Annotated in this window: 22 protein-coding genes; 12 read left to right on the forward strand and 10 right to left on the reverse strand. The window is 57.5% G+C overall.

What is annotated here, in order from left to right:
- Positions 1–17: 17 nt before the first annotated feature.
- The gene (gene lolA / locus LIY36_RS16945; RefSeq protein ID WP_192296550.1) at positions 18–641 is read right to left on the reverse strand and encodes an outer membrane lipoprotein chaperone LolA; all 624 of its coding nucleotides are present in this window, start codon (positions 639–641) and stop codon (positions 18–20) included.
- Between the two features lie 54 nt (positions 642–695).
- A complete protein-coding gene (locus LIY36_RS16950; RefSeq protein WP_226456372.1) occupies positions 696–3,101 on the reverse strand; it encodes a DNA translocase FtsK in 2,406 nt (801 codons plus the stop codon).
- A gap of 498 nt (positions 3,102–3,599) precedes the next feature.
- Between LIY36_RS16950 and aat the strand changes: the two genes are divergently transcribed.
- The 3 genes from aat to infA all read left to right on the forward strand — a co-directional run bounded on the left by aat (position 3,600) and on the right by infA (position 5,366).
- Positions 3,600–4,283 carry a leucyl/phenylalanyl-tRNA--protein transferase gene (gene aat, locus LIY36_RS16955; RefSeq protein ID WP_192296552.1) on the forward strand — a complete coding sequence of 228 codons (684 nt, stop codon included), beginning with the start codon at positions 3,600–3,602 and terminating at the stop codon, positions 4,281–4,283.
- Positions 4,284–4,339: 56 nt separating this feature from the next.
- Positions 4,340–5,047, forward strand: a complete 708-nt coding sequence (locus LIY36_RS16960) for an arginyltransferase (RefSeq protein ID WP_226456373.1) — start codon at positions 4,340–4,342, stop codon at positions 5,045–5,047.
- Positions 5,048–5,147: 100 nt separating this feature from the next.
- Positions 5,148–5,366 (forward strand): translation initiation factor IF-1, encoded by a 219-nt coding sequence (infA, locus tag LIY36_RS16965; protein ID WP_002553999.1) that lies wholly within the window; start codon positions 5,148–5,150, stop codon positions 5,364–5,366.
- 203 nt (positions 5,367–5,569) lie between these two features.
- Here the strand turns inward: infA and clpA are convergent, their stop codons facing one another.
- Together clpA and clpS are read right to left on the reverse strand one after the other, a co-directional pair.
- Positions 5,570–7,840, reverse strand: a complete 2,271-nt coding sequence (clpA, locus tag LIY36_RS16970) for an ATP-dependent Clp protease ATP-binding subunit ClpA (RefSeq protein ID WP_192296554.1) — start codon at positions 7,838–7,840, stop codon at positions 5,570–5,572.
- A gap of 29 nt (positions 7,841–7,869) precedes the next feature.
- Positions 7,870–8,238: an ATP-dependent Clp protease adapter ClpS gene (clpS, locus tag LIY36_RS16975; protein ID WP_005789091.1), complete on the reverse strand. Its 369-nt coding sequence runs from the start codon at positions 8,236–8,238 to the stop codon at positions 7,870–7,872.
- Between the two features lie 218 nt (positions 8,239–8,456).
- On the opposite strand from clpS, the gene cspD reads away from it, so the two are divergent.
- Positions 8,457–8,729: a cold shock domain-containing protein CspD gene (gene cspD, locus LIY36_RS16980; protein ID WP_305391087.1), complete on the forward strand. Its 273-nt coding sequence runs from the start codon at positions 8,457–8,459 to the stop codon at positions 8,727–8,729.
- 82 nt (positions 8,730–8,811) lie between these two features.
- Here cspD and icd read toward each other — a convergent pair whose 3' ends face one another.
- Complete coding sequence (icd, locus tag LIY36_RS16985) at positions 8,812–10,068, reverse strand: NADP-dependent isocitrate dehydrogenase (RefSeq protein ID WP_226456374.1); 1,257 nt, start codon at positions 10,066–10,068, stop codon at positions 8,812–8,814.
- A gap of 493 nt (positions 10,069–10,561) precedes the next feature.
- Here icd and LIY36_RS16990 point away from each other — a divergent pair, with 493 nt between their 5' ends.
- A complete protein-coding gene (locus LIY36_RS16990; protein ID WP_226456375.1) occupies positions 10,562–12,787 on the forward strand; it encodes an NADP-dependent isocitrate dehydrogenase in 2,226 nt (741 codons plus the stop codon).
- A 69-nt stretch (positions 12,788–12,856) separates the two neighbouring features.
- On the opposite strand, the gene LIY36_RS16995 is transcribed toward LIY36_RS16990, so the two are convergent.
- The 5 genes from LIY36_RS16995 to LIY36_RS17020 form a co-directional block, all read right to left on the reverse strand.
- Positions 12,857–13,735, reverse strand: coding sequence for a LysR family transcriptional regulator (locus LIY36_RS16995; protein ID WP_268945320.1), 879 nt, complete (start codon positions 13,733–13,735; stop codon positions 12,857–12,859).
- A gap of 140 nt (positions 13,736–13,875) precedes the next feature.
- Complete coding sequence (locus tag LIY36_RS17005; protein WP_226456376.1) at positions 13,876–15,432, reverse strand: FAD/NAD(P)-binding protein; 1,557 nt, start codon at positions 15,430–15,432, stop codon at positions 13,876–13,878.
- A 65-nt stretch (positions 15,433–15,497) separates the two neighbouring features.
- Positions 15,498–17,021 carry an acyl CoA:acetate/3-ketoacid CoA transferase gene (locus LIY36_RS17010; protein ID WP_226456377.1) on the reverse strand — a complete coding sequence of 508 codons (1,524 nt, stop codon included), beginning with the start codon at positions 17,019–17,021 and terminating at the stop codon, positions 15,498–15,500.
- Positions 17,018–17,443 carry a cupin domain-containing protein gene (locus LIY36_RS17015; RefSeq protein WP_226456378.1) on the reverse strand — a complete coding sequence of 142 codons (426 nt, stop codon included), beginning with the start codon at positions 17,441–17,443 and terminating at the stop codon, positions 17,018–17,020. Before LIY36_RS17015 ends, LIY36_RS17010 begins: the two co-directional genes overlap by 4 nt.
- Positions 17,444–17,481: 38 nt before the next feature.
- The gene (locus LIY36_RS17020) at positions 17,482–18,378 is read right to left on the reverse strand and encodes a DMT family transporter (RefSeq protein WP_226456379.1); all 897 of its coding nucleotides are present in this window, start codon (positions 18,376–18,378) and stop codon (positions 17,482–17,484) included.
- A gap of 221 nt (positions 18,379–18,599) precedes the next feature.
- Between LIY36_RS17020 and LIY36_RS17025 the strand changes: the two genes are divergently transcribed.
- The 7 genes from LIY36_RS17025 to LIY36_RS17055 all read left to right on the forward strand — a co-directional run bounded on the left by LIY36_RS17025 (position 18,600) and on the right by LIY36_RS17055 (position 24,978).
- Positions 18,600–19,046 carry an NUDIX hydrolase gene (locus LIY36_RS17025; RefSeq protein ID WP_226456380.1) on the forward strand — a complete coding sequence of 149 codons (447 nt, stop codon included), beginning with the start codon at positions 18,600–18,602 and terminating at the stop codon, positions 19,044–19,046.
- Positions 19,047–19,105: 59 nt separating this feature from the next.
- Positions 19,106–20,230, forward strand: coding sequence for a tRNA 2-thiouridine(34) synthase MnmA (mnmA, locus tag LIY36_RS17030; RefSeq protein WP_226456381.1), 1,125 nt, complete (start codon positions 19,106–19,108; stop codon positions 20,228–20,230).
- Positions 20,227–20,850: a high frequency lysogenization protein HflD gene (gene hflD, locus LIY36_RS17035; RefSeq protein ID WP_176999529.1), complete on the forward strand. Its 624-nt coding sequence runs from the start codon at positions 20,227–20,229 to the stop codon at positions 20,848–20,850. The genes mnmA and hflD overlap by 4 nt, the downstream gene beginning before the upstream one ends.
- A 125-nt stretch (positions 20,851–20,975) precedes the next feature.
- On the forward strand, positions 20,976–22,346 hold the full coding sequence (gene purB, locus LIY36_RS17040; protein ID WP_010209589.1) for an adenylosuccinate lyase: 1,371 nt from the start codon (positions 20,976–20,978) through the stop codon (positions 22,344–22,346).
- An 84-nt stretch (positions 22,347–22,430) separates the two neighbouring features.
- Positions 22,431–23,597: a ribosomal protein uL16 3-hydroxylase gene (locus LIY36_RS17045; RefSeq protein WP_226456382.1), complete on the forward strand. Its 1,167-nt coding sequence runs from the start codon at positions 22,431–22,433 to the stop codon at positions 23,595–23,597.
- Positions 23,590–24,012, forward strand: coding sequence for a GNAT family N-acetyltransferase (locus tag LIY36_RS17050; protein WP_192296561.1), 423 nt, complete (start codon positions 23,590–23,592; stop codon positions 24,010–24,012). Before LIY36_RS17045 ends, LIY36_RS17050 begins: the two co-directional genes overlap by 8 nt.
- A gap of 231 nt (positions 24,013–24,243) precedes the next feature.
- Complete coding sequence (locus tag LIY36_RS17055; protein WP_226456383.1) at positions 24,244–24,978, forward strand: secretin N-terminal domain-containing protein; 735 nt, start codon at positions 24,244–24,246, stop codon at positions 24,976–24,978.
- Positions 24,979–25,452 lie beyond the last annotated feature (474 nt).

Here is a 25,452-nt window from a genome sequence, read left to right on the forward strand (position 1 = left end):
TGAAACCTCTGGGCAGATTATTCCTGGATCACGTCGGCACCCTTGGGGATGTCGAACTTGAACTTGGATGCGGCGACCGGCTCGTTGGCCTTGACCCCGGAGAACAGGATGTCGGTGCGCTGGCCGACGCTGTCGATCAGGCGCATGTTGTTGATCACGCCGTTGCCGAACGACAGGTGCAGGCTGTCGAACAGCGTGTCCTTGGATTTTGGCTTGAGGGTGAACTCGATCACGTTGCTGGTCTGCTTGGAGGTGATCTCGAAGCTGTCGCTGATCTTCGACACATCGCCCGACAACAGCAGCGCCGGGGTCTGGTTCAGGCGCGGGTCGAGCTTCTTGATGGTTACCTGCTCCAGGTCCGGGTCCCACAGGGTGACTTTCTGGCCGTCGGAGACAATGGTCTGCTCGTTCGGCGCGTCGGTTTTCCAGAAGAACAGGCCAGGACGCTGCACGGCCATTTCGCCAGCGGTTTCCTGCAATTGGGTGCCGCCGCCGTCCAGGGTCAGTTGGGAGAAACGCGCGGTCAGGGTCTTGGATTTGTCCAACAGGTTGGTCAGGCTGGCGACCGAGGCCGGATCAGCGTGCGCCGAAACAGCAGTCAGGGCCAGTGCCGGCAACAACAGCATGCGGATAAGACGCATGGGAGTCCTCATTGAGTAGTCAGGGCGCGCCGTGTGCTGCCACACGGCGCGGGATCAGTCGCGCATCTGCCCGGGGGCGATGATTTCACGCGAGCCGTTGGTGTTCATCGCGGTCACGACGCCGGCCATTTCCATGGCTTCGATCATGCGGGCGGCGCGGTTGTAGCCGATTTTCAATTTACGCTGCACGGCAGAAATGGAGGCGCGGCGGCTTTCCAGTACAAAGGCCACGGCTTCGTCGTAGAGGGCGTCGGTTTCCGCATCGTCGTCACCACCACCGCCGCTCTCGAAGCCGCTGCCGGCTTCTTCGACGCCGTTGAGGATGTCGTCGTTGTATTCCGGGGCGCCACGCAGTTTCCAGGCTTCCACCACACGGTGCACTTCATCATCGGAGACAAAGGCGCCGTGTACACGGATCGGCAGACTGGTGCCCGGTGGCATGTAGAGCATGTCACCGTGGCCCAGCAGTTGTTCGGCGCCACCCTGGTCGATGATGGTCCGCGAGTCGATCTTGCTCGATACCTGGAACGCCATGCGCGTCGGGATGTTGGCCTTGATCAGACCGGTGATCACATCCACCGACGGACGCTGGGTTGCAAGGATCAAGTGAATACCGGCCGCACGGGCTTTCTGGGCGATACGGGCGATGAGCTCTTCAACTTTCTTGCCGACGATCATCATCATGTCGGCAAATTCGTCGACCACCACCACGATGGTCGGCAGCTTGGTCAGCAGCGGTGCTTCGTCGTGGATGCTTTCGCGCTTGTACAGCGGGTCGGCCAGCGGAGTGCCGGCGTCCTGGGCTTCCTTGACCTTGGCGTTGAAGCCCGACAGGTTACGCACGCCCATCTTCGCCATCAGCTTGTAGCGGCGCTCCATCTCGGCGACGCTCCAGCGCAGGGCATTGGCGGCGTCCTTCATGTCGGTGACAACCGGGCACAGCAGGTGCGGGATGCCCTCGTAGATCGACAACTCCAACATCTTCGGGTCGATCATGATCAGCTTGGCGTCATCCGGGCCGGACTTGAACAGGATCGACAGGATCATCGCGTTCACACCCACCGACTTACCCGAGCCGGTAGTACCGGCGACCAGCAGGTGCGGCATCTTCGCCAGGTCGGTGATCACCGGCTTGCCGCCGATGTCGTGGCCCAGGGCCAGGGTGACCGGCGACTTGAAGTTGTCGTATTCCGGCGTCGACAGCACTTCGGAGAAGCGCACGATCTGGCGGTCTTCGTTGGGAATCTCGATACCCACGGTGGTCTTGCCGGGAATCACCTCCACCACGCGGACGCTGGTCACGGCCAGGGAACGGGCCAGGTCTTTCGCCAGGTTGGAGATGCGGCTGACCTTGACGCCAGCGGCCGGCTGAATTTCGTAACGGGTAATGACGGGGCCGGGGTGGATCGAATCCACCGTCACTTCGACGCCGAATTCCTTCAGTTTGATTTCCAGCAGATGGCCGACAGCAGCCAGCGACTCCGGGGAATAGTTGAGCTGTTTCTTTTCGGCCGGGTCGAGGATCGAGATCGGCGGCAAGGTGCCTTCGACGGCGCTGTCGACAAACAGCGGCGCCTGTTTCTCTTTCTGCACACGGGCGCTCGGCTCGGGGGCCTTGGTCGGCACTGGAGCGATCACCGGCGGCACCTGCTTCTCGCGGTCCGACATGTGCTTGCTCAGGGCCTGTTCGCGCTCGATCAGGCGCTCCTTGACCTTGGCCTGCTCGCGGCGGTCAGGCGTGCTTGGCGCCACCACTTCGTTGACGCGTGTGTCCACCTCACGCAACTGGGCCACCATGCGCTTGCGCTCGACCCGGGCAGCCCACCAGCGATTGGCGGCGCCCTGGAACAGCTCCAGCAGGTCGAGGGTGATCTTGCCGGTCACATCCATCACCTTGAACCACGACAGGTCGGTGAACACCGTGAGGCCGAACAGAAACAGTGCGATAAACATCAGGGTGCTGCCCTGGATATTCAGGGTCTTGCGCGCCAGGTCACCGAGGCTTTCGCCCAGCGCCCCGCCCGCGCCCGCCGGCAGGCCGGTAGGCGCATGGAAATGGATATGCGCCAGCGCCGCGCCGGACAGCACCAGGAACACCAGGCCGATCAGGCGCCAAGAGAACAGCCAGCCGCTCCACTGCCACGGCTCGTGGCGCTGGCGGAAGATCTGCCAGGTCTTGATCGCCAGCAGCAATGGGAAGATATACGCGAAGTAACCCAGCACCATGAACAGGATGTCGGCGCTGTAGGAGCCGGCAGGTCCGCCGAAGTTCTGCACGTCGTCGATCTTGCTGTTGTGGCTCCAGCCCGGATCGTCCTTGCCATAGGTGAGCAAGGCCATCATCAGGAACAGGCACAGCGCGCCGATAGCGATCAGCGCGCCTTCCTTGAGGCGGTAATGCAGGTGCTGGCGCCAGGCCGGCACGACTGCTGCTTTGGGTGTTGCGGCGGATTTCTTCAAAACGGGTCTTTTCCTGCGCCTTTGGCGCGTCCATCTATTGAATGACTGCAACTACTGCCCAATCCGAGCAGCTGAAAAATGAACGAACGTCGTTGATTCTACGTTTAACACTGGGTAATGGATCGATGAAACGGCGATAACGCCACAATGGCCGCATTGTACGGGTTTGTGTCCCCGATGCCACGCCCTTGCCCTTCCCCCAGCAGCATAGACAATTGAAGTGTCACATCAGGGTCAATTTGAGCATGCATTGTCTTTGCTGACAAAGGCTTATGGGTTGTTTTTACCAATCAGCGCAAGCTTGGCAAATGGCCTGCATGGCGCCGACCCGATTACGACCACATCCCCGGCAGAGAGTTGCAGAAACACCTGCTCACGCTAATCCCGACCGCCACCCGATTCGGGCTGGCCCTGAGGCGCTGCGTCGACAATAATCACCGCCACGTGCGGCAGGTGTCATACCTGCCACTCCCCTCCCCTTCCATAAGCCTGGATGCCATGCTGACCTGGTTGCAACGTGATTCCCTGACTTTCCCGCCATTGGCCAAGGCCATGCGCGAACCCAATGGCCTGCTGGCCGCCGGTGGTGACTTGTCGGCCGAACGGCTGGTGCAGGCCTATCGGCACGGTTGTTTTCCGTGGTTTTCGGATGGCCAGCCGATTCTCTGGTGGTCGCCGGACCCGCGCACGGTGATTTTCCCTGAAGAGCTGCATGTATCCCGCAGCCTGGGCAAACTGCTGCGCCAACAACGTTACACAGTGACCTTCGACCAGGACTTCGCCGCCGTGATCCAGGCCTGCGCGGCGCCGCGCGCCTATGCCGATGGCACCTGGATCACCCAAGGCATCCAGAGCGCCTACCTGGAGCTGCACAGGCGCGGCTACGCGCACTCCGTCGAGGTGTGGGACGCTGGCGAACTGGTGGGCGGCCTGTACGGCCTGGCGATGGGGCAACTGTTCTTTGGCGAGTCCATGTTCAGTCGTGCCGACAATGCATCGAAGTTCGGCTTTGCCACGCTTACCCGGCAATTGCAGGCTTGGGGCTTTGTACTGATCGACTGCCAGATGCCCAACGATCACCTGCACAGCCTGGGCGCCCGCGCCATACCGCGCAGTGAGTTCGCAGATTTCCTGCGCAACCACTTGGATCAACCCAACAGCGGACCCTGGGTGGTTTCCTAGGCGACTTTCGCGCACGTGGCTTACACTTGTTTCAAAGGCTATCCCGAGGGTTGATCATGACCGAGCTGGCACGCTTGAAGTTCTATGCCACTCAAGCCCACTCTTGCAGCTACCTGCCCGACGAGCAGGCTACCACTCTGTTCCTCGACCCCAGTCAGCCGATGGACGTGCACGTGTACGCCGACCTTTCGGAAATGGGGTTTCGCCGCAGCGGTGATCATCTGTACCGCCCCCATTGCCAGAACTGCAATGCCTGCGTACCTGCACGCATTCCTGTGGGGCAGTTTTTGCCGGATCGCAATCAGAAGCGCATCCTCAAGCGCAATGCCGACCTGACGGTCACAGCTACCAAGCCGCGTTTCAGTGAAGAGTATTTTGATCTTTACCAACGCTACATCGAACAACGCCATGCCGACGGCGACATGTTTCCGCCCAGCCGCGACCAGTTTTCCACGTTCCTGGTGCGCGACCTGCCGTTTTCGCGTTTCTACGAGTTCCGCCTCGACGGCCGGCTGCTGGCTGTCGCCGTGACCGATCTGCTGCCTAACGGCCTCTCGGCGGTCTACACCTTCTACGAGCCGGCAGAAGAGCGCCGCAGCCTGGGGCGCTTTGCAATCCTGTGGCAAATCGGCGAAGCCCTGCGCCTGGAACTGGAGGCGGTGTACCTCGGTTACTGGATCAAAAACTGCAAAAAGATGAACTACAAGACCCAATATCGCCCCATAGAACTGCTGATTAATCAAAGATGGGTCACGCTTAACTAGAACCCCTTGGCTTAAACACCCTTTTTCGGGCACAATGCACGCCGCTTTTGCCTGGCGCAGTTGCACCGGGCCATTCACTGGATACCGAGGGCTTTACTGCATGTCGAAAGAAGACAGCTTCGAAATGGAAGGCACTGTCGTCGACACCCTGCCCAACACCATGTTTCGTGTGGAGTTGGAAAATGGGCACGTCGTAACCGCGCATATCTCCGGCAAGATGCGCAAGAACTACATTCGTATTCTTACCGGTGACAAAGTGCGCGTCGAGCTGACGCCCTATGACTTGAGCAAAGGGCGCATCACTTACCGCGCTCGCTAAGCAAGTCAATACAAAACGCCCGGTTATGCCGGGCGTTTTTGTGTGGGAGCGGGCTTGCTCGCGAATGCGGTGGATCAGCCAATGAATCTATTGACTGACACTGCGCATTCGCGAGCAAGCCCGCCCCCACATTTGCTCCTCATGGTTTTCAAGACAGCAAAAAGGCGCCTTTCGGCGCCTTTTCGTTTTGTTGCAGCTATCGATCAGGCCATTTCAGCCGTGGTTTCGAACTCGAAGGTCAGCTCGCCATCCTTCAAGTCGATGTGCACCACACCGCCATGGTCGGACAGTTCGCCGAACAGGATCTCTTCGGCCAACGGCCGTTTGATCTTGTCCTGGATCAGACGCGCCATCGGGCGTGCGCCCATTGCCGCGTCGTAGCCACCTTCGGCCAGCCAACTGCGTGCCGCATCGGTCACTTCCAACTGCACGCGCTTGTCTTCCAACTGCGCCTGCAACTCGGTAAGGAACTTGTCCACCACGCTTTTGATGACCTCGTGACTGAGGCGACCAAACTGGATAATGGTGTCCAGGCGGTTGCGGAACTCCGGCGTGAAGCTCTTCTTGATCACTTCCATCGCATCGGAAGAGTGATCCTGATGGCTGAAGCCGATCGAAGCCCGCGCGGCCGTTTCAGCACCGGCGTTGGTGGTCATGATCACGATCACGTTGCGGAAATCCGCCTTGCGCCCGTTGTTGTCGGTCAGGGTCCCGTGGTCCATGACCTGCAACAGCAGGTTGAAGACTTCCGGGTGGGCCTTTTCGATTTCATCGAGCAGCAATACGCAATGCGGTTGTTTAGTGATCGCTTCGGTCAGCAGGCCGCCCTGATCGAACCCGACATAACCCGGAGGTGCACCGATCAAGCGCGACACGGTGTGACGCTCCATGTATTCGGACATGTCGAAACGCACCAGCTCGATCCCCATGGCCTTGGCCAACTGCCGCGCCGCTTCGGTCTTGCCGACGCCGGTAGGGCCGGCGAACAGGAACGAGCCAACCGGCTTGTCCGGCGACTTGAGGCCCGCACGGGACAACTTGATCGCCGTGGACAGCGCGTCAATGGCAGCATCCTGGCCAAACACAGTGAGCTTGAGGTCGCGCTCCAGGTTACGCAGCAGCTCCTTGTCGGAGCTGTTGACGTGCTTAGGCGGAATACGCGCGATTTTCGCGACGATGTCCTCAACCTGAGCCACATCAATGCGTTTCACACGCTTCTCGACCGGTTGCAGGCGCTGATAGGCACCCGCCTCGTCGATCACATCGATAGCCTTGTCCGGCATGTGCCGATCGTTGATGTAGCGCGACGCCAGTTCGGCCGCCGCACGCAGCGCCTCATCGGTGTATTCGATGCCGTGGTGCGCCTCGAAACGCCCCTTGAGCCCGCGCAGGATGCCAATGGTGTCTTCAACCGAAGGCTCGGACACGTCGACTTTCTGGAAGCGACGCGCCAGGGCGCGATCTTTTTCGAAGATGCCGCGGAATTCCTGGAAGGTGGTCGAGCCGATGCAACGGATATCACCCGAGGACAGCAGCGGCTTGAGCAGGTTGGAAGCATCCATCACGCCACCCGAAGCCGCACCGGCACCAATGATGGTGTGGATCTCATCGATGAACAGGATCGCTTGCGGGCGTTTTTTCAGTTCGCCGAGCAATGCCTTGAAACGCTTCTCGAAATCGCCACGGTACTTGGTCCCGGCGAGCAGCGCGCCCAAGTCCAGGGAATAGACGACGCTATTGGCCAGCAGGTCCGGCACCTGGTTATCGACGATACGCTTGGCCAGGCCCTCGGCAATCGCGGTTTTACCCACGCCCGCCTCGCCCACCAGCAACGGATTGTTCTTGCGACGACGCGCGAGGATCTGCGCTACGCGCTCGACTTCAAGCTCACGCCCCACCAGCGGATCGATCCGCCCCTGGCGCGCCAGTTCGTTGAGATTGCTGGCATAGGCATCCAGTGGATTGCCCGAAGAAGAAGACTCACCGCCCTCGTCGTCCTGCATATCCTGCTCACCCTCGGAATGATCGCCGTGCCCAGGCACCTTGGAGATACCGTGGGCGATGTAGTTGACGACATCAATACGGGCAACGCTCTGCTGCTTGAGCAGGAACACTGCCTGGCTTTCCTGTTCGCTGAAGATCGCCACAAGCACATTGGCGCCCGTGACCTCACGCTTACCGGAGCTCTGCACGTGGAAAACCGCACGCTGAAGCACCCGCTGGAAGCCCAGGGTCGGCTGGGTTTCACGGTCTTCATCGTGGACTGGAATAAGTGGCGTTGTGGAGTCGATAAACTCCTGCAGGTCATGCTTGAGTTTGTCGAGGTTGGCGCCGCACGCACGCAAGACGGTGGCGGCAGCTTCGTTATCCAAAAGTGCCAGCAGCAGGTGTTCAACGGTCATGAATTCATGACGTTTCGAACGAGCCTCCTTGAAGGCAAGATTGAGGGTGACTTCGAGCTCGCGGTTTAACATAGCTTCACCTCATACCCAAGTGGTCGGCGTTAACCGTCCTTCTCGATTTCACAGAGTAGCGGATGCTGGCTTTCCCTGGCGTACTGGTTGACCTGCATGGCCTTTGTCTCGGCGATGTCGCGGGTAAACACTCCACATACTGCCCGTCCTTCTGTATGAACGGCCAGCATTACCTTGGTCGCCAACTCGCGGTTCAGGTTAAAAAACACCTCGAGCACTTCGACGACGAAATCCATCGGTGTGTAGTCATCATTGAACAAAACCACCTTGTACATCGGCGGCGCCTGTAGAGCAGGCTTGGCCTCCTGAACAGCAATGCCTGCAGAACCGTCGTCGTCATGTTCCTGATCCGGGCGATCCTGATTGAATGTTAGTCGAATCTGGCTGTTTGCATGCATGGAAAGAAAGGTTCGTCAGTGGTTCAAATACAGTGGTGGGGGCGACCTGTCAGAATTTCAACTCTGAACGACTGGTCGCCTTGACTATCGGCAAATCGGTGTTACAACCAATAGAACCCACAGTGGGTAAAAAAGGTCCGCGCAGTCAACCTTATTTATTCGGGTTAGGACGGATAAACTGGATGATACTCCAGTGATGGAGTCTGGTGCAGAGGGATATGGAGATGGCAAGCGGTAAGGTCAAGTGGTTCAACAATGCCAAGGGATACGGCTTCGTCAACGAAGAGGGCAAGAGTGACGATCTTTTTGCCCATTACTCAGCAATCACCATGGAAGGTTATAAAACGCTGAAAGCCGGCCAACCTGTGAGTTTTGACATAATTCAAGGACCTAAAGGGCTGCATGCCGTAAACATCTCTGCGGTTACGGCGGACACCCCTGCAAAACCTGCAACAACCACGGCTCACAAAGAAAAGAAATTAACGGCTTAACCGCCACTGAGCCTGGGGGTTGCAGTAAAAAAAAACGGCCATCCCACTCAAACCGGGATGGCCGTTTTTGTGTGCCCGTCTTTTACATATGCGAAATCAACGCATCGCCAAAGCCCGACGACGACACCAACTTCGCCCCTTCCATCAAGCGCTCGAAATCATAGGTCACAGTCTTGGCCGAAATCGCACCATTGGTCCCCTTGATGATCAGGTCTGCCGCTTCCGTCCAGCCCATGTGGCGCAACATCATTTCCGCCGACAGGATCAGCGACCCCGGGTTGACCTGATCCTTGCCCGCGTACTTGGGCGCGGTGCCGTGGGTGGCTTCGAACATCGCCACGGTATCGGACAGGTTGGCGCCCGGCGCAATACCGATACCGCCCACCTCTGCCGCCAGGGCGTCGGACAAGTAATCGCCGTTCAGGTTAAGCGTGGCAATCACATCGTACTCAGCCGGACGCAGCAGGATCTGCTGAAGCATGGCGTCAGCAATGGCATCTTTAACCACGACATTCTTGCCAGTCTTTGGATTCTTGAACTGCATCCACGGGCCGCCATCGAGCAGCGTGGCACCAAACTCCTCAGCTGCCACTTCATAGGCCCACTCCTTGAAGGCCCCCTCGGTGAACTTCATGATGTTGCCTTTATGCACGATGGTCAGGGAGTCGCGGTCGTTATCCACGACATACTGAAGCGCTTTACGCGCCAGACGCTTGGTCCCCTCTTTGGACACCGGCTTCACACCGATCCCGCAATCCTGGTCGAAACGGATCTTGGTAACGCCCATTTCCTCCTTGAGGAACTTGATGACCTTGATCGCTTCCGCAGAACCGGCCTTCCACTCGATACCGGCGTAAATGTCCTCGGAGTTCTCGCGGAAGATGGTCATGTCCACATCTCCCGGCTTCTTGACCGGGCTCGGCACGCCTTCGAACCAGCGCACCGGACGCAGGCACACATACAGGTCGAGCTGTTGGCGCAAGGCCACGTTCAGCGAACGGATGCCACCGCCGACCGGCGTGGTCAACGGCCCCTTGATGGAAACCACGTAATCCTTGACCGCATCCAGGGTCTCCTGGGGCAGCCAGGTGTCCTGGTCGTAGACTTGAGTCGCCTTCTCGCCGGCATAAACCTCCATCCACGAGATCTTGCGCTTGCCGCCGTAGGCCTTTTCAACAGCTGCGTCGACCACCTTGATCATCACCGGGCTGATGTCGACGCCGATACCATCACCCTCGATAAAAGGGATGATCGGGTTATTAGGAACATTGAGAGAATGGTCTGCATTGACGGTGATTTTGTCGCCGACGGCTGGAACCTGAATCTTCTTGTATCCCATGCTGAACTCCATCTTTGGATTGAACATCTGGCTGCGTTCGAGCCTACTCCAGATACATGACGACTGAAACCTCACGCCACGGTCATTTGCGTCGAAAACAGCACATTTTGTCGTCTACAAGCCTGAAATCTAAGGCAAATTCGCCAATCTTGAGCACGCCATACGACTTTGGGCGCAATGGGGTACCTGCGACCTTTAGACCAATGGACGACACACCTTTTGTATGAAGGCTCGGCGTAAGCATAGCGACCTATGTATAATGCCGCCGCTGACCCAAGAGTCACGACGGCGGACCGCTCTAGAACACAGCCTTCCGCTACAAAGCAGGACTATTACAATAGCCCACCCGCTTGACGCTCGACTGATGCAACCCAACATCACCGCGAAGAAACCTCGACATTTCGCTCATGGATGGCTTTGAACGAACGCGCTCCACCCGGCGCATCTCGAGTTTCTGCGCACGCTTTCAGCAAAGAAGAGAGTTAATCCGAATATGCCCACCCGCTCGAAGATCATCTACACCTTCACCGACGAAGCCCCGGCCCTCGCCACCTATTCACTGCTGCCTATCGTAGAGGCCTTCACCGCTTCCGCTGATATTGCCGTGGAAACCCGCGACATCTCCCTCGCCGCGCGCATCCTCGCAAGCTTCCCCGAGCAATTGGGCGCCAAGGCCATCCCGGACCACCTCGCCGAACTGGGCGACCTGGCCGTTACGCCTGAAGCCAACATCATCAAGCTGCCTAACATCAGCGCCTCGACCCCGCAGCTGCAAGCCGCGATCAAGGAACTGCAGGCCCAGGGCTACGCCCTGCCGGACTACCCGGAAACCGTAACCACCGACGCGGAAAAAGAAACCCGCGCACGTTACGACAAGGTCAAGGGCAGCGCCGTGAACCCGGTACTGCGCGAAGGCAACTCCGACCGCCGCGCACCGCTGTCGGTCAAGAACTACGCACGCAAGCACCCGCACAAAATGGGCGCCTGGGCTGCCGACTCCAAGTCGCACGTTGCCCACATGAACAGTGGCGACTTCTACGGCAGCGAAAAAGCCGTACAGATCGAAGGCGCCGATGCTGTCAAAATCGAGCTGATCGCCCAGGACGGCACCGCCACCGTCCTGAAGGAAAAGACTTCGGTACAGGCCGGCGAAATCATCGACAGCGCCGTATTGAGCAAGAATGCACTGCGTTCGTTCATCGCCGCTGAAATCGAAGACGCCAAGAAACAAGGCGTGCTGCTGTCGGTCCACCTCAAAGCCACCATGATGAAGGTCTCCGACCCGATCATGTTCGGCCAGATCGTTGCCGAGTTCTATAAAGACGCCCTGGCCAAGCACGCCACCGTGCTGGAACAGATCGGCTTCAACCTGAACAACGGCATCGGCGACCTGTACGCTCGCATCAAGGCCCTGCCGGCCGACCAGCAGGCGCAGATCGAAGCTGACATCCAGGCGGTCTATGCCGCTCGCCCTTCCCTGGCGATGGTCAACTCCGACAAAGGCATCACCAACCTGCACGTGCCGAGCGACGTGATCGTCGACGCCTCGATGCCAGCCATGATCCGTGACTCCGGCAAAATGTGGGGCACCGACGGCCAGCTGCACGACACCAAGGCCGTGATCCCGGATCGCTGCTACGCCACCATCTACCAGGCCGTCATCGAAGACTGCAAGGCCCATGGCGCTTTCGACCCGACCACCATGGGCAGCGTGCCAAACGTTGGCCTGATGGCGAAGAAAGCCGAAGAGTACGGCTCCCACGACAAGACCTTCCAGATCAAGGCCGACGGCGTAGTCCGCGTCACCGACAGCAAGGGCAACCTGCTGATGGAACAGAAAGTCGAAGCCGGCGACATCTTCCGCATGTGCCAGACCAAAGACGCGCCGATCCAGGACTGGGTCAAACTGGCCGTCAACCGCGCCCGCGCCAGCGCCACCCCAGCGATCTTCTGGCTGGACCCACAGCGCGCGCACGACGGCGTCGTGGTCGAGAAAGTCCAGGCTTACCTGAAAGACCACAACACCGAAGGCCTGGACATCCGCATCATGGCTCCGGTCGACGCGATGAAGTTCACCCTGGAACGCACCCGCAAGGGCCTGGACACCATCTCGGTGACCGGCAACGTGCTGCGCGACTACCTGACCGACCTGTTCCCGATCATGGAACTGGGCACCAGCGCCAAGATGCTGTCCATCGTGCCACTGATGAACGGTGGTGGCCTGTTCGAAACCGGCGCCGGCGGCTCGGCCCCGAAACACGTGCAACAGCTGGTGGAAGAAAACTTCCTGCGCTGGGATTCCCTGGGCGAGTTCCTGGCCCTGGCGGCCTCCCTTGAGCACTTGGGTGTGACGTACAACAACCCGAAAGCCCTGGTACTGTCCAAGACCCTGGACCAGGCCACCGGCCAGTTCCTCGACAACAACAAGTCGCCATCGCGCAAAGTCGGCAACATCGACAACCGCGGCAGCCACTTCTACCTGGCACTGTACTGGGCTCAAGCCCTGGCAGCCCAGACCGAAGACACCGCACTGCAAGCGCAGTTCGGCGAACTGGCCAAGACCCTGACCGAGAACGAAGCGACCATCGTTGCCGAGCTCAACGCCGTACAGGGCAAGCCAGTGGACATCGGCGGCTACTACGCGCCGAGCCCGGAACTGACCAGCAAGGCCATGCGCCCAAGCAACACCCTCAACGCGGCGATTGCCAAGTTGAAGTAAGGTTGTGAGGTGACATCACAAACCCCGGCCTGGTGCCGGGGTTTGTGTTTTCAGCGAATTCAAGTTTATTCACAGGGAAGCATTGACGTACTCTGAAGTCCAAACGGAGCGAATCAACTCAAGCACCTCACACCTGTAAACAGGATTCCAACCGTCCCGCTCTTTAGACACCACAGCAAATTGAGGCAGTACCGGCAAACTGGAAATGCCTTCAAGACTCCTTAAACCCGAAACCTGCGCGACAAAAGGCAGTAATGTAATGCCAACTCCTGCTTGCACTGCAGACCGCAGCGACATCAAGTCTTCCGACTCGTAAACGCAATGCCATTTTATACCGCACTCCTCTAGACTCCGGATCGCTAGACTGCGAAACCCACAGGGTGGCTTGAACAAAGCGAGCGGGACATCGTGTGGCTTATCGACCACGTCAGCGCTATCGCCAGCAAACCATCTGACCGATAATGTGTGCCAAGGACGCTCGTGCATCTTTTCCAGTTCATCTATCACAAGACATAGGTCGATCCTACCCTCACTTACCGCGTCCAATAGCAAACCAGACCTAGCGACCTTCACCACCATCTGTATGGTTGGAAAGTGAGTAGCCATGCTGGAAATAATCTTTGGGAGCACCCTCTCACAAAAATGCTCTGGCATACCCACTATGATCGTTTCTCTTCTTTCAACTCTCTCAAACAGCCTGCCAACTTTATCGTTACAAATGACTATATCTTTGGCATAACCCAAAAGCTTTTCTCCCTCCAATGTCAGCAATACCTGTCGATTTTCCCTTGCAAACAGCACCACACCCAATAAATCCTCTAACCTTTTAATCTGCTGACTGATAGCAGGCTGAGTCAAACTTAGAGCTTCAGCCGCTCGCGTAAAACTTTTGGTCTCACCTACTTTGATAAAGCTCCGCAACGACTGAACATCAAGATTGACTCTCATAACACGCCACCTATCGAAATTAATATTCTGATTGTGGCAAATCAACACTTCATCCACCACTGACCATTCGGATAGGTAAGGGGCAAAATTACGTATGAAAACATGCAACAAAATGTTTAATTAGAGATTTTCCTGTCATCCTAAGCTGATAGGCGAGCCTTAGAGGCATTAAAGTACATACCGGAGGTTAATGCCAACCTCGCCAAAACAGACTCTGCACGCATAGTCGAATGTCGAGCGTTGATTTCTAAAGCACTAGTAAAAAAGAACGCACCGCTTGTCAGCTCCCCCAAAACAGTGATTCTGTCATCTACATGCCCCAGATGATTTATCAAACCACCCGTTTCAGTAGACACCTTCACTCCGCCAAATGGGTCGACGCACCCAATTCCTCGCTGGAGAATATTCTGCACCAAAGGGTTATCAAACTTACTCGCATCCCGAGGAGTACCCGTGGCCAGTACAACGGAGTCATAATTGTGGCAACTCTTAAGCGATCGATTAACTACCTTTAAGCAAAACCGCTTATTGTATTCAATCGCCTCAAGCCCACCCTTTATAATTGATAGCTGCCCAGACTCGAGTAATGATCTAATTTTCAATGCATTCTCCATCGGAATAGAAACACGGTAGGCCATCCACCAGCTTGAGTAACCCAGAAATATATGCTTATCCTCATCCGGCATTGCAGGCCAAATCAAATCAAGTACAGCATTTGTCGAGTAGAGAACGGATTGCCAAAACCGAGGGTGTTGGGCAGCCGCTATTTCAGCCTCAAGAAATTCCGCTGCCGGTCTCTGGGAACACATTGCAGTCCAATCAGCCATGCCAATCCGCTTACCCTCCAAGGCCAATTCTTGCGTCATCCAACGAATAACGTCGTCAAGTCGGACTACGCCAGATCGAGAAATACAAGACCTGACTGTTTCCGGCGTCAATATCGTGGGTTGATAGCGCCCCTGACTCCCCCTGACACTAGGCAGAGCTCCCGTGCGGGAATGCAATGTAATGGGCCCTTCATGGCCATTAGCAGTCAGCCCTATAACTGCATCGATCGCACTCAATCTTGAACCGACAATTGCAACACTCGCCTGCTTTTGAATCAGCCGGCTTGTGCGCTTTATAGGATAAGGACTGGAGAAGAAACCCTGCGTACCCTCCAGGTGCTGGTATTCGAGACTGCGTGCATTACCACAACTCAAAACCACATGATCACTGGGGAACGATAGATTCCCTTTTGTTGAAACCACGACCCTTCCGTCATGGGAGAAGCTTATATTTACAACCTCGTCATGGACTGGAATCAATTGACAACCGAGCTCTACAGCTTTTTTGACTAGAGATTGAATCATGTGCGCAAGATATAACCCGAACAGGGGCCGAGGCAAAAATGCATGTGGGCACAGTTCAATGTCAGGGAAGTCATCTTCCCAAACCCCACGATTAGCCACCAACCATCCGTAAAAATGTCCAGGCTGATCAGGAAAAGGCGAAATAAATTCCGCTCGTGTATTTAAAATATTTGTGGAGCAGTCTTCCGAGTAGGCAAACCCTCGACCACATTGAGATTGTTTGTCCACCAAAAATATCGACACATCCGAATGGCAGCCATATCGCCCTAAACCATTCAAAATCGCGTAGATAAAAGAGACACTTGAGGCTCCACCACCAATTATCGTGATTACGCTGCCAGACATAACAACCTCCCACTATTTTTTCTGCATGAAACATGCTTATTTTTTAAAAGCTTCAAACAACATACTTACAATACAAATATGTGCTCCGACATAGGCCTGCAGTTTCCAGACACGACAAAACCACCCTCTATGAATGGGATAATATCCTGCTCGATACTTATACCCGGAGCGATCTCCTCCAAATAGACCACTCCATTTTTCAGTGCAAAAACTGCACGCTCCGTAACAAAAATAACTCGTTGGCCCAACAATTGAGAATAGCCACCGTTAAATGTCAATTGCGAGACCTGGCGAACAAATTTATTTACTCGACCTTCCCGAACTATATGAACCTCCCCTTCACTTACACTCACAACCAACCCTGCAGCTGTAAAAGTCCCACAAAATACAATGCATCGCGCCGACTGTGAGATGTTTATGAAGCCACCCGCGCCTTGCAACTTACGACCAAACTGCGACACATTGACATTGCCAAAACTATCCATTTCGGCAAAACCCAAGCACGCCACATCAATCCCACCACCTTCGTAAAAATCAAACAAAGCTGCCTGCTCAATGATACTAACCGGACGATAGCTAGCCCCAAATGACAATCCAGTTGCTGGCCGACCACCTATAACGCCGGATTCAACAGTAAAGTTCATCGACTCCGCACAACCTAACTCTTCAGCCACCTGAGCAACGACGACCGGTATACCAATACCAAGATTGATAATCCTCGCATTTTCACGTCGAATTTCCTGCAAAGCTCTTTTAGCAATAATTCTCTCCGCGCACGAAATCGGCCTCTCACTAGGCGTGAGAACTCCCGGACGCGTAAATGCTGAATTACTTGCCACGCCATACGTTTGAGGATGTTCATGAGGGCGCGACACCGTCACATAATCCACCAACAACCCAGGCACTATTACATGCTGCGGTTCAATATCGTGTAGTCCCACCAAACTTTCAACCTGCACAATCACTATTCCACCGGAGTTCTTGACTGCCATGGCCTGCGCAAGCACATCACTATTAGACACTTCCCGTTCAATCGAAATATTGCCCGAAGGATCACAAGATGTCCCTCTTAGTAACGCGCAATCCACCTTAAGTGCAGGATAAAATAGCGTCCACTCTCCATTAATAATAATTTTCTGAACCAGTGTGCCTGCGCCCCTGCTATTCAAGCACGCCCCCTCATAATCAGGATCAACGAAAGTGTTAAGGCCAACATTTGAGATCACACCAGGCTTCTTCGCCGCGATTGCACGGAATAGCTGGCTGATAACCCCCTGCGGCCAGTTATGCGCCTCTATCTCTCCTAAACGCGCCATATTTCCCAATCGCGGCACGAGTCCCCAGAACCCTCCAATTGCCTTGGCCACCAGCCCACTCTGGGCCAAAACGTCCACCCCCCTTTTGTCAAGATCTCCAGAGGCAGAAGTGAATAGCAAACCCAGCTCACGAGGCCGTCCCTCCCGCTTGAAACGCTCACTGATTGCTCGAGTAAGTCCATCAGGATGCCCGCAACTTCCAAACCCTCCCGGAACGATTGTCCATCCGTCTTCAATCAATTCTGCCGCTTGCTGTTCGTTGATAACTTTCATGCTGCGGCCTCGGAATCCTGAGGTGGAGCGGGCTGAACGGGTTGCTCCCAAACGACTAGAAACGTACAACCCGTGGCAGAAGAAAGTTGGTGAGTAGAGCCCGGCGGGTAAATTTGCAGCGCACCTGCAGTATGTCGCCCCCTGTCATCGACTAGCTCACCATCGACCACCAACACTAATTCCCATCCCTGATGCCTGTGTCTCGGCGTTAAAGCTCCGACAGCATAACGGACCAATGCGGCAACTGGCCCTTGCGCATTATCCCGCGCATCATAAAGGTAAAATATTGAAATCCCTTTGCGCCCTTCCACTTCATAAGGTTCAAAATTCAGATAATCAATATCGTCAACGTGCAGTCCACCTCCAGACCGGCAAATGTCATCGCTATATAATTTCTCATCAGCTATTTCGTGCTTAAACATTAGCATTCTCCTGATAAGCAGCCTTCAATATTCGACGCTTACTTTGCTCTCGAATGATTCATCAAATAAACTCCCACCCCCGACACAATGAAACCTACAATCACCACCACACTCGGTACTTCACCCAACATCAACGACGCCATGATCTGAGTGACAGCCGGAATAACATGAAACAAGTTAGTCGCCTTACTCGCCTCCCCCCGCCGAATCATCAGGTAAAGCAGGGTCAGCGCGCCGACCGAGTTCATTACAGTGATCCACGCCACAGAGGCAGCGAAGGGCCCCCACTGCGTCACCTGCATGGTCTCGGTGGCATAGGCCAGCAGCAACATGACCAGCGACGCGGTGACCATCTGAACAAAACAGCCCACCCACAGGTTGACGCCGCCGAGAAAACGCTTCTGATAAAGCGTGCCAAGGGTGATGCCTAGCAGCGCCAGCCCTACCGCGCCATAACCGCCGATTGACGCCTCGGTACCAAAAAAACTGCTGCCTACCACAATAGCCACGCCGCCTACGCCCAGGATCGAGCCTGGCAAGTCGCGCCAACTCAATTGCTCGCCTAAACAGAAATAGGCGCCTATCACCACAAATACCGGCATCAGCCCAACAATCAGCGCAGCTTGCCCAGCCGGGACGCCCTGACTTATCCCGGTGTAGAGGCCGCCAAACTGCAGAGCCTGCAAGAGCAACCCCACGGCAGCCGCGTGAAGGTAGGGTGTAAGCCGCCTAGGCCACTCGGCCTTGATCGCGAGCGCCACGCCCAGGAAAACCAAGGCAGCCAGGGCAAATCGGTAGAACGTCATGGTGAAGGGCTCGCCATAGCGCACACCGAACGCACCACCGATATAACCGGAACTCCACAACAGGATGAAGGCAATCGGCAACGGCGATGTAAGGCGCACTTCGTAGCTTTTGTGGGCAATCGGATTCATGAGATTTCTCCAGTGAAGGTTCTGGAGAGGTAAACTGCGCCGCTGGCACATCGGGGTAAAATCATAAAATGTCGGGCGTGTCATGCAGATTGCTTATGCCCCCCCCTGAGGAAACCCGATCCACATGCGGGAGCGGCGGTGCGCCGATCGCACTTGCCCACTCCCACATTGACTACGATCCTGCCGGTAGACCGCGTCGCACATTCAAATCGAGGCATTCCATGACCTGGCAACCCCACATCACCGTCGCCACCATCGTCGAAGACAACGGCCGCTTTCTTATGGTCGAAGAACTCAAAAACGGCCGCGCCGTGCTCAACCAACCCGCCGGCCATCTCGACCCGCACGAAACCCTCACCGAAGCCGCTGTGCGCGAAACCCTCGAAGAAACCGGGTGGGACGTCGAAGCCACCGGCATCGTCGGCATCTACCTGTACACCGCGCCGAGCAACGGCGTGACCTATCAGCGGGTTTGCTTCATCGCCAAGGCACTCAAACACCACCCCGACTACCCACTCGACGAAGGCATCCTGCGTGCCCGCTGGCTGAGCCGTGAGGAACTGCTGGCCGTGCGTGACGACTGGCGCAGCGAGCTGATCATCCGCTGTATTGATGATTATCTGGCCGGCCAGCATCACAGTCTCGAATTGATCCGCCCTTCTCTTTAGCCTTGAAGGCCCGAGCCTGATAGAATCGCGTCCTTTTTCAAGACACCCGTTGAAACCCTATGCGTGATCCAGCCCCTTCTGACACACAAAAGAAGCGCGTCATCGTCGGCATGTCCGGCGGCGTGGATTCTTCCGTTTCCGCCGTTCTGCTCATGGAGCAGGGTTATGAGGTGGAAGGCCTGTTCATGAAGAACTGGGAAGAAGACGATGGAACGGAATATTGCACCGCCATGGACGACCTGGCGGACGCCCAGGCCGTGTGCGACAAGATCGGCATCAAGCTGCACACCGCCAACTTCGCCGCCGAGTACTGGGATAACGTGTTCGAGCACTTCCTGGCCGAATACAAGGCCGGTCGCACGCCGAACCCGGACATCCTGTGCAACCGCGAAATCAAGTTCAAGGCGTTCCTCGACTACGCCATGATGCTTGGCGCCGACCTGATTGCCACTGGCCACTACGTGCGCCGCCGCGATGTCGACGGCCGCACCGAACTGCTCAAGGGCCTGGACCCAAACAAGGACCAGAGCTACTTCCTGCACGCCGTCGGCGGCGAACAGATCGCCAAGACCCTGTTCCCGGTGGGTGAGCTGGAAAAGCCCGAAGTGCGCAAGATCGCCGAGCAACACGGCCTGGCCACCGCCAAGAAGAAGGATTCCACCGGGATCTGCTTTATCGGCGAGCGCCGCTTCAGCGACTTCCTCAAGCAATACCTGCCAGCACAACCTGGCGAAATCAAAACCACCGACGGTGAAGTGATCGGCCGCCACCACGGCCTGATGTACCACACCATCGGCCAGCGCCAGGGCCTGGGCATCGGCGGCCTGAAAGACGCCGGCGAAGAGCCGTGGTACGTGCTGATCAAAGACCTGGAGCACAACGAGCTGATCGTGGGCCAGGGCAATGAACATCCATTGCTGTTCTCCGGCGCCCTGCTCGCTTCGGAAATCTACTGGGTCAACCCGATCGACCTGAGCACCCCACGCCGCCTGACCGCCAAAGTGCGCTATCGCCAGAGCGACCAGGCATGCACCCTGGAAAAAACCGCTACAGGCTACCGCGCAACCTTCGATGACCCACAGCGTGCGGTCACTCCGGGCCAATCCGTGGTGTTCTATGACGGCGAAATCTGCCTGGGCGGCGGCGTGATTGAAATCGCCGAAGCCTGGAGCCAAAAGGCATGAGCCCGACCCAGGAGCAATTGACGGCACTGGGCGGGGTTTTCCTCGCCGCTGTATTGGTGGACAAGATCGCCAAGACCGGCCAGGTCACCGAGGCCGGCCTGACCTGCATGCTCGGCAGCCTGCTGATCCGCGACCCCAAGGACACCCTGGAAGTCTACGGTGGCGACGACCTGGCACTGCGCGAAGGTTATCGCGCGCTGATCGGCGCCCTGGAACGCGACCCCAGCACCCTGCAGCGCGAACCGTTGCGCTACGCCCTGTCGATGCTCGGGCTGGAGCGTCAACTGGCCAAGCGCGAGGATATGCTGGAGATCATCGGCAAGCGCCTGCCGCAAATACAGTCCCAGGTGGAACACTTCGGCCCCGCCCACGAAAACGTGATCGCGGCCTGTGGTGCGCTGTACCAGGACACCTTGAGCACCTTGCGCCAGCGGATCCAGGTGCACGGCGACATGCGCAACCTGCAACAACCGAACAACGCCTCGAAAATCCGCGCCCTGCTCCTGGCCGGTATTCGTTCGGCGCGGCTGTGGCGCCAGTTGGGCGGTCATCGTTGGCAGTTGGTCATCAGCCGTCGCAAATTGCTCAAAGAGCTTTACCCGTTGATGCGCAACGAATAAGTCGCAGCAACAAGCGTTTTTCAAGCCGTTACGCGTAATACGCCGGTCAGTTGGCGACGGACCGGCGAATTTTTTCATGTATGATACGCGCCCCATTTCGTTGCCCGACTGTCCGAGAACACCCCATGCAGCTCTCTTCGCTCACTGCGGTTTCCCCTGTTGACGGCCGCTACGCCGGCAAAACCCAGGCCCTGCGCCCTATTTTCAGCGAATACGGCTTGATCCGTGCTCGTGTCTTGGTTGAAGTGCGCTGGCTCCAGCGCCTGGCCGCTCACCCTGCCATCAGCGAAGTGCCGGCGTTCTCCGCCGAAGCCAACGCTGTATTGAACACCCTGGCGGAAAACTTCTCCCTGGAGCACGCCGAGCGTGTAAAAGAGATCGAGCGCACCACCAACCACGACGTAAAAGCCATCGAATACCTGCTCAAAGAGCAAGCGGCCAAGCTGCCAGAGCTGGCTCAGGTCAGCGAGTTCATCCACTTTGCCTGCACCAGCGAGGACATCAACAACCTGTCCCACGCACTGATGCTGCGCGAGGGCCGTGATGACGTGATGCTGCCGCTGATGCGCCAGACCGCCAATGCCATCCGTGAGCTGGCGATCCGCTTCGCCGACGTGCCGATGCTGTCGCGCACCCACGGCCAGCCGGCTTCGCCGACGACCCTGGGTAAAGAACTGGCCAACGTGGTGTACCGCCTGGAGCGTCAGATCGCTCAGGTCGCAGCCGTGCCGTTGCTGGGCAAGATCAACGGCGCCGTGGGCAACTACAACGCCCACCTCTCGGCCTACCCGGAGATCGACTGGGAAGCCAACGCCCGCGCCTTCATCGAAGATGAGCTGGGCCTGGGTTTCAACCCGTACACCACGCAGATCGAACCGCACGACTACATTGCCGAGCTGTTCGACGCGATCGCGCGCTTCAACACCATCCTGATCGACTTCGATCGCGACATCTGGGGCTACATTTCCCTGGGTTACTTCAAGCAGCGCACCATTGCCGGTGAAATCGGTTCGTCGACCATGCCGCACAAGGTCAACCCGATCGACTTCGAAAACTCCGAAGGCAACCTCGGCATCGCCAACGCCCTGTTCCAGCACCTGGCCAGCAAGTTGCCGATCTCCCGCTGGCAGCGCGACCTGACCGACTCCACCGTACTGCGCAACCTCGGTGTGGGCTTCGCTCACAGCGTGATCGCGTACGAAGCCAGCCTCAAAGGCATCAGCAAACTGGAACTCAACGAGCAGAAAATCGCCGCTGACCTGGATGCCTGCTGGGAAGTGCTGGCCGAGCCGATCCAGACCGTGATGCGCCGTTACAACATCGAAAACCCGTACGAGAAGCTGAAAGAGTTGACGCGTGGCAAGGGCATCAGCCCTGAAGCGCTGCAAACTTTCATCGACGGCCTGGACATGCCAGCCGCCGCCAAGGCCGAGCTGAAACTGCTCACCCCGGCCAACTACATCGGCAACGCTGTAGAGCAAGCCAAGCGCATCTGATCATCGCAAGACCCTTTGAGACGCCCGGCCGCGCCGGGCGTTTTTATTCCAGTCTGAAAAGTGCTTTATTTCAATAGGTTACACATGAATCCTGACATCCCTCTTCAACTTCTGGGCGGCATCACGGCACGGGAATTCCTGCGCGACTACTGGCAGAAAAAACCGCTGCTGATCCGCCAGGCCATTCCTGATTTCGAAAGCCCGATCGACGCCGACGAACTGGCCGGCCTGGCCCTTGAAGAAGAAGTCGAGTCGCGCCTGGTGATCGAACACGGCGAGCGTCCGTGGGAGCTGCGTCGCGGCCCGTTCGCCGAAGATGCCTTCAGCGCCCTGCCCGAGCGCGAGTGGACCCTGCTGGTGCAAGCGGTTGACCAGTTCGTACCGGAAGTCGCCGAGTTGCTGGAGCAGTTCCGTTTCCTGCCAAGCTGGCGCATCGACGACGTGATGATCAGCTTCGCCGCGCCGGGTGGCAGCGTCGGCCCGCACTTCGACAACTACGACGTGTTCCTGCTGCAAGCCCAGGGCAAGCGCAACTGGAAGATCGGCCAGATGTGCAGCTCCGAAAGTCCGCTGCTGCAGCACGCCGACCTGCGCATCCTCGCCGAATTCGAAGAAAGCGCCGAGTGGGTACTGGAACCGGGCGATATGCTCTACCTGCCACCGCGCCTGGCGCACTTCGGCATCGCCGAAGATGACTGCATGACCTACTCGGTCGGCTTCCGCGCACCAAGTGCCGCCGAAGTGCTGACCCACTTCACCGACTTCCTCGCCCAATACCTGACCGACGAAGAGCGCTACACCGACGCCGACGCCCAGCCGGTCAGCGATCCGCACCAGATCCAGAGCGACGCCCTCGACCGCCTGAAAAGCCTGCTGGCCGAGCACATGAGCGATGAGCGCATGCTGCTGACCTGGTTCGGCCAGTTCATGACCGAGCCGCGCTACCCTGAACTGGTTGCCGGTGAGGAACTGGGTGAAGAAGACTTCATCAGCGCCCTGCAAGACGGTGCGATCCTGGTGCGCAACCCGAGCGCGCGCATGGCTTGGTCGGAAGTGGACGACGATGTACTGCTGTTCGCTAGCGGCCAGAGCCGTTACCTGCCGGGCAAACTGCGCGAGCTGCTGAAACTGGTGTGCTCCGCCGACGCCCTGCACGCCGAGAACCTCGGCCCATGGCTGGCCGACGAAGACGGCCGCGATCTGCTGTGCGAACTGGTCAAGCAAGGGAGCCTGGGGTTTGCCGATGAATAAGATTCACGTAAGTGTCGCGGACTGGCAAAAGGACATCGCTGAGATACGGCGCATTCGTGAAGCGGTATTTATCGCTGAGCAATCGGTTCCACCTGAGCTGGAATGGGACGCGGACGACGCTGATGCGGTGCATTTCCTCGCATTTGAAGGCGACTTTCCGATTGGCACCGCTCGCCTGCTGCCCAGCGGCGAGATTGGCCGCGTCTCGGTACTCAAGGACTGGCGCGGGCTGAAAGTCGGCGACAAGCTGATGGAAGCGGTGATCGGCGAAGCCGAGAAACGTGGCCAGACCAAGCAGTTCCTCAGTGCGCAGGTGTATGCGGCGCCGTTTTACGAGCGGCTGGGCTTCAAGATCGTCAGTGACGAGTTTCTTGAAGTCGGGATTCCGCATGTGGATATGGTGCGCGAGGGCTGACTCCAGACCGCGCCGCCTGCATCGCAGGCAAGCCAGCCCCCACATTTGACCGAGGCCTTCCCTTGGAATGCGGTCAAAATGTGGGAGCTGGCTTGCTCGCGAAAGCGATATCAGCCGCACTACAAATGCCCTGCACTGCCAGGGCATTTTGCCGTCTACGATTCAACAAGCACCCCATCCAGCCGACAAACTGGCACTATCCAGCCTAAATGACTCGCAGAGATAACGGACATGTCCCTACGCACCCTGCTCACCGCCCTGCTCCTGACCGCCAGCGTCACGGCCATGGCCGACACCGAAGTCGTCAACCTGAGCAACCGTACCAGCGCCGACCTGCTGCCAGTGGCGCAGAATTTCATTGGCAAGGACGGCACCGTGAGCGCCTACGGTAACCAACTGATCGTCAAGGCAGACCCCGCCAAGATCCAGGACCTGCGCGCCCTGCTCTCGCAGCTCGACACCCCGGCCAAGCGCCTACTGATCACTGTCGACACCAACGAGAACAACCAGCAGAGCGGCGACAACCAGACCCGCATCATCAGCTACGGCACCGCCAGCCGTGAAGGCGGCGTGCAGCAGATCCAAGCCAGCGAAGGTGTACCCGCACTGATCCAGGTCGGCCAGAGCGTTCCGCTGACCACAACCCAGCCGGATGCCTACGGCCGCCCGCAAAACCAGACCCAATACCGCAACGTAACCCAGGGCTTCTACGTGACCGCCAGCGTCACCGGCGAGACCGTGCACCTGGCGATCAGTACCAACCGTGACCGCATGAGCCAGGAACGTCCCGATGTAGTGAACGTACAAAGTACCGACACAACTGTCAGCGGGCGCCTGGGTGAGTGGATCACCCTGGCCGGCATCAACCGCGAGACCCAGGCCGACAAATCCTCCACAACCCGCACCTACTCTACTCAGGGCCGCGATGACCTGACTTTGCGGGTCAAGGTCGACACCCTGAACTGAAGCACCAAAAACTGACTGATGAGTCGTCTTAGACTAAAGATGTAGTGCTTGAAAAATAGCACTACAAAACATTTGACGATCCAAAAAAGCATGGGCATGATGGCCTCGCTCCCGCTAATCAGGGGCCCTGGCAAGGGCCTTCGGATCGCGCTCCAAGCTACCCACCCGAGCCGATTCGTGTCTGTACCGCCCACAAGGTGTGTTTGACGAGGTTGCGACTGGAACGAAGTTGTCCCGAGGGACGGAAGCCAACCAGGTAACCCGGCAATACACTGATGGATCGTACAAAGGCCCACGACGCCCGAAGACCGCCCGCAGTTCGCCTCTACCTGCTCAACTCCTCCTTGAGTCTATCGTTCATCCCGTCGCATTCCCCCGCCAGACCCGACATGACCGCCTAGGCTTCTGGTCAGCGAGCAGCCCTGCCCATGCATTGAATGCACGGCTGGAAAACGGATCTTCTAAACAAGACGC

Source organism: Pseudomonas sp. AF03-9 (assembly GCF_020515815.1).
Taxonomy (GTDB): domain Bacteria; phylum Pseudomonadota; class Gammaproteobacteria; order Pseudomonadales; family Pseudomonadaceae; genus Aquipseudomonas.

Bases quoted from the DNA above. Each gene is read 5' to 3' on its own strand.
- lolA (WP_192296550.1), bottom strand. From the start codon at position 641: ATGCGTCTTATCCGCATGCTGTTGTTGCCGGCACTGGCCCTGACTGCT.
- aat (WP_192296552.1), top strand. From the start codon at position 3,600: ATGCTGACCTGGTTGCAACGTGATTCCCTGACTTTCCCGCCATTGGCC.
- LIY36_RS16960 (WP_226456373.1), top strand. From the start codon at position 4,340: ATGACCGAGCTGGCACGCTTGAAGTTCTATGCCACTCAAGCCCACTCT.
- infA (WP_002553999.1), top strand. From the start codon at position 5,148: ATGTCGAAAGAAGACAGCTTCGAAATGGAAGGCACTGTCGTCGACACC.
- clpA (WP_192296554.1), bottom strand. From the start codon at position 7,840: ATGTTAAACCGCGAGCTCGAAGTCACCCTCAATCTTGCCTTCAAGGAG.
- clpS (WP_005789091.1), bottom strand. From the start codon at position 8,238: ATGCATGCAAACAGCCAGATTCGACTAACATTCAATCAGGATCGCCCG.
- cspD (WP_305391087.1), top strand. From the start codon at position 8,457: ATGGAGATGGCAAGCGGTAAGGTCAAGTGGTTCAACAATGCCAAGGGA.
- icd (WP_226456374.1), bottom strand. From the start codon at position 10,068: ATGGGATACAAGAAGATTCAGGTTCCAGCCGTCGGCGACAAAATCACC.
- LIY36_RS16990 (WP_226456375.1), top strand. From the start codon at position 10,562: ATGCCCACCCGCTCGAAGATCATCTACACCTTCACCGACGAAGCCCCG.
- LIY36_RS16995 (WP_268945320.1), bottom strand. From the start codon at position 13,735: ATGAGAGTCAATCTTGATGTTCAGTCGTTGCGGAGCTTTATCAAAGTA.
- LIY36_RS17005 (WP_226456376.1), bottom strand. From the start codon at position 15,432: ATGTCTGGCAGCGTAATCACGATAATTGGTGGTGGAGCCTCAAGTGTC.
- LIY36_RS17010 (WP_226456377.1), bottom strand. From the start codon at position 17,021: ATGAAAGTTATCAACGAACAGCAAGCGGCAGAATTGATTGAAGACGGA.
- LIY36_RS17015 (WP_226456378.1), bottom strand. From the start codon at position 17,443: ATGTTTAAGCACGAAATAGCTGATGAGAAATTATATAGCGATGACATT.
- LIY36_RS17020 (WP_226456379.1), bottom strand. From the start codon at position 18,378: ATGAATCCGATTGCCCACAAAAGCTACGAAGTGCGCCTTACATCGCCG.
- LIY36_RS17025 (WP_226456380.1), top strand. From the start codon at position 18,600: ATGACCTGGCAACCCCACATCACCGTCGCCACCATCGTCGAAGACAAC.
- mnmA (WP_226456381.1), top strand. From the start codon at position 19,106: ATGCGTGATCCAGCCCCTTCTGACACACAAAAGAAGCGCGTCATCGTC.
- hflD (WP_176999529.1), top strand. From the start codon at position 20,227: ATGAGCCCGACCCAGGAGCAATTGACGGCACTGGGCGGGGTTTTCCTC.
- purB (WP_010209589.1), top strand. From the start codon at position 20,976: ATGCAGCTCTCTTCGCTCACTGCGGTTTCCCCTGTTGACGGCCGCTAC.
- LIY36_RS17045 (WP_226456382.1), top strand. From the start codon at position 22,431: ATGAATCCTGACATCCCTCTTCAACTTCTGGGCGGCATCACGGCACGG.
- LIY36_RS17050 (WP_192296561.1), top strand. From the start codon at position 23,590: ATGAATAAGATTCACGTAAGTGTCGCGGACTGGCAAAAGGACATCGCT.
- LIY36_RS17055 (WP_226456383.1), top strand. From the start codon at position 24,244: ATGTCCCTACGCACCCTGCTCACCGCCCTGCTCCTGACCGCCAGCGTC.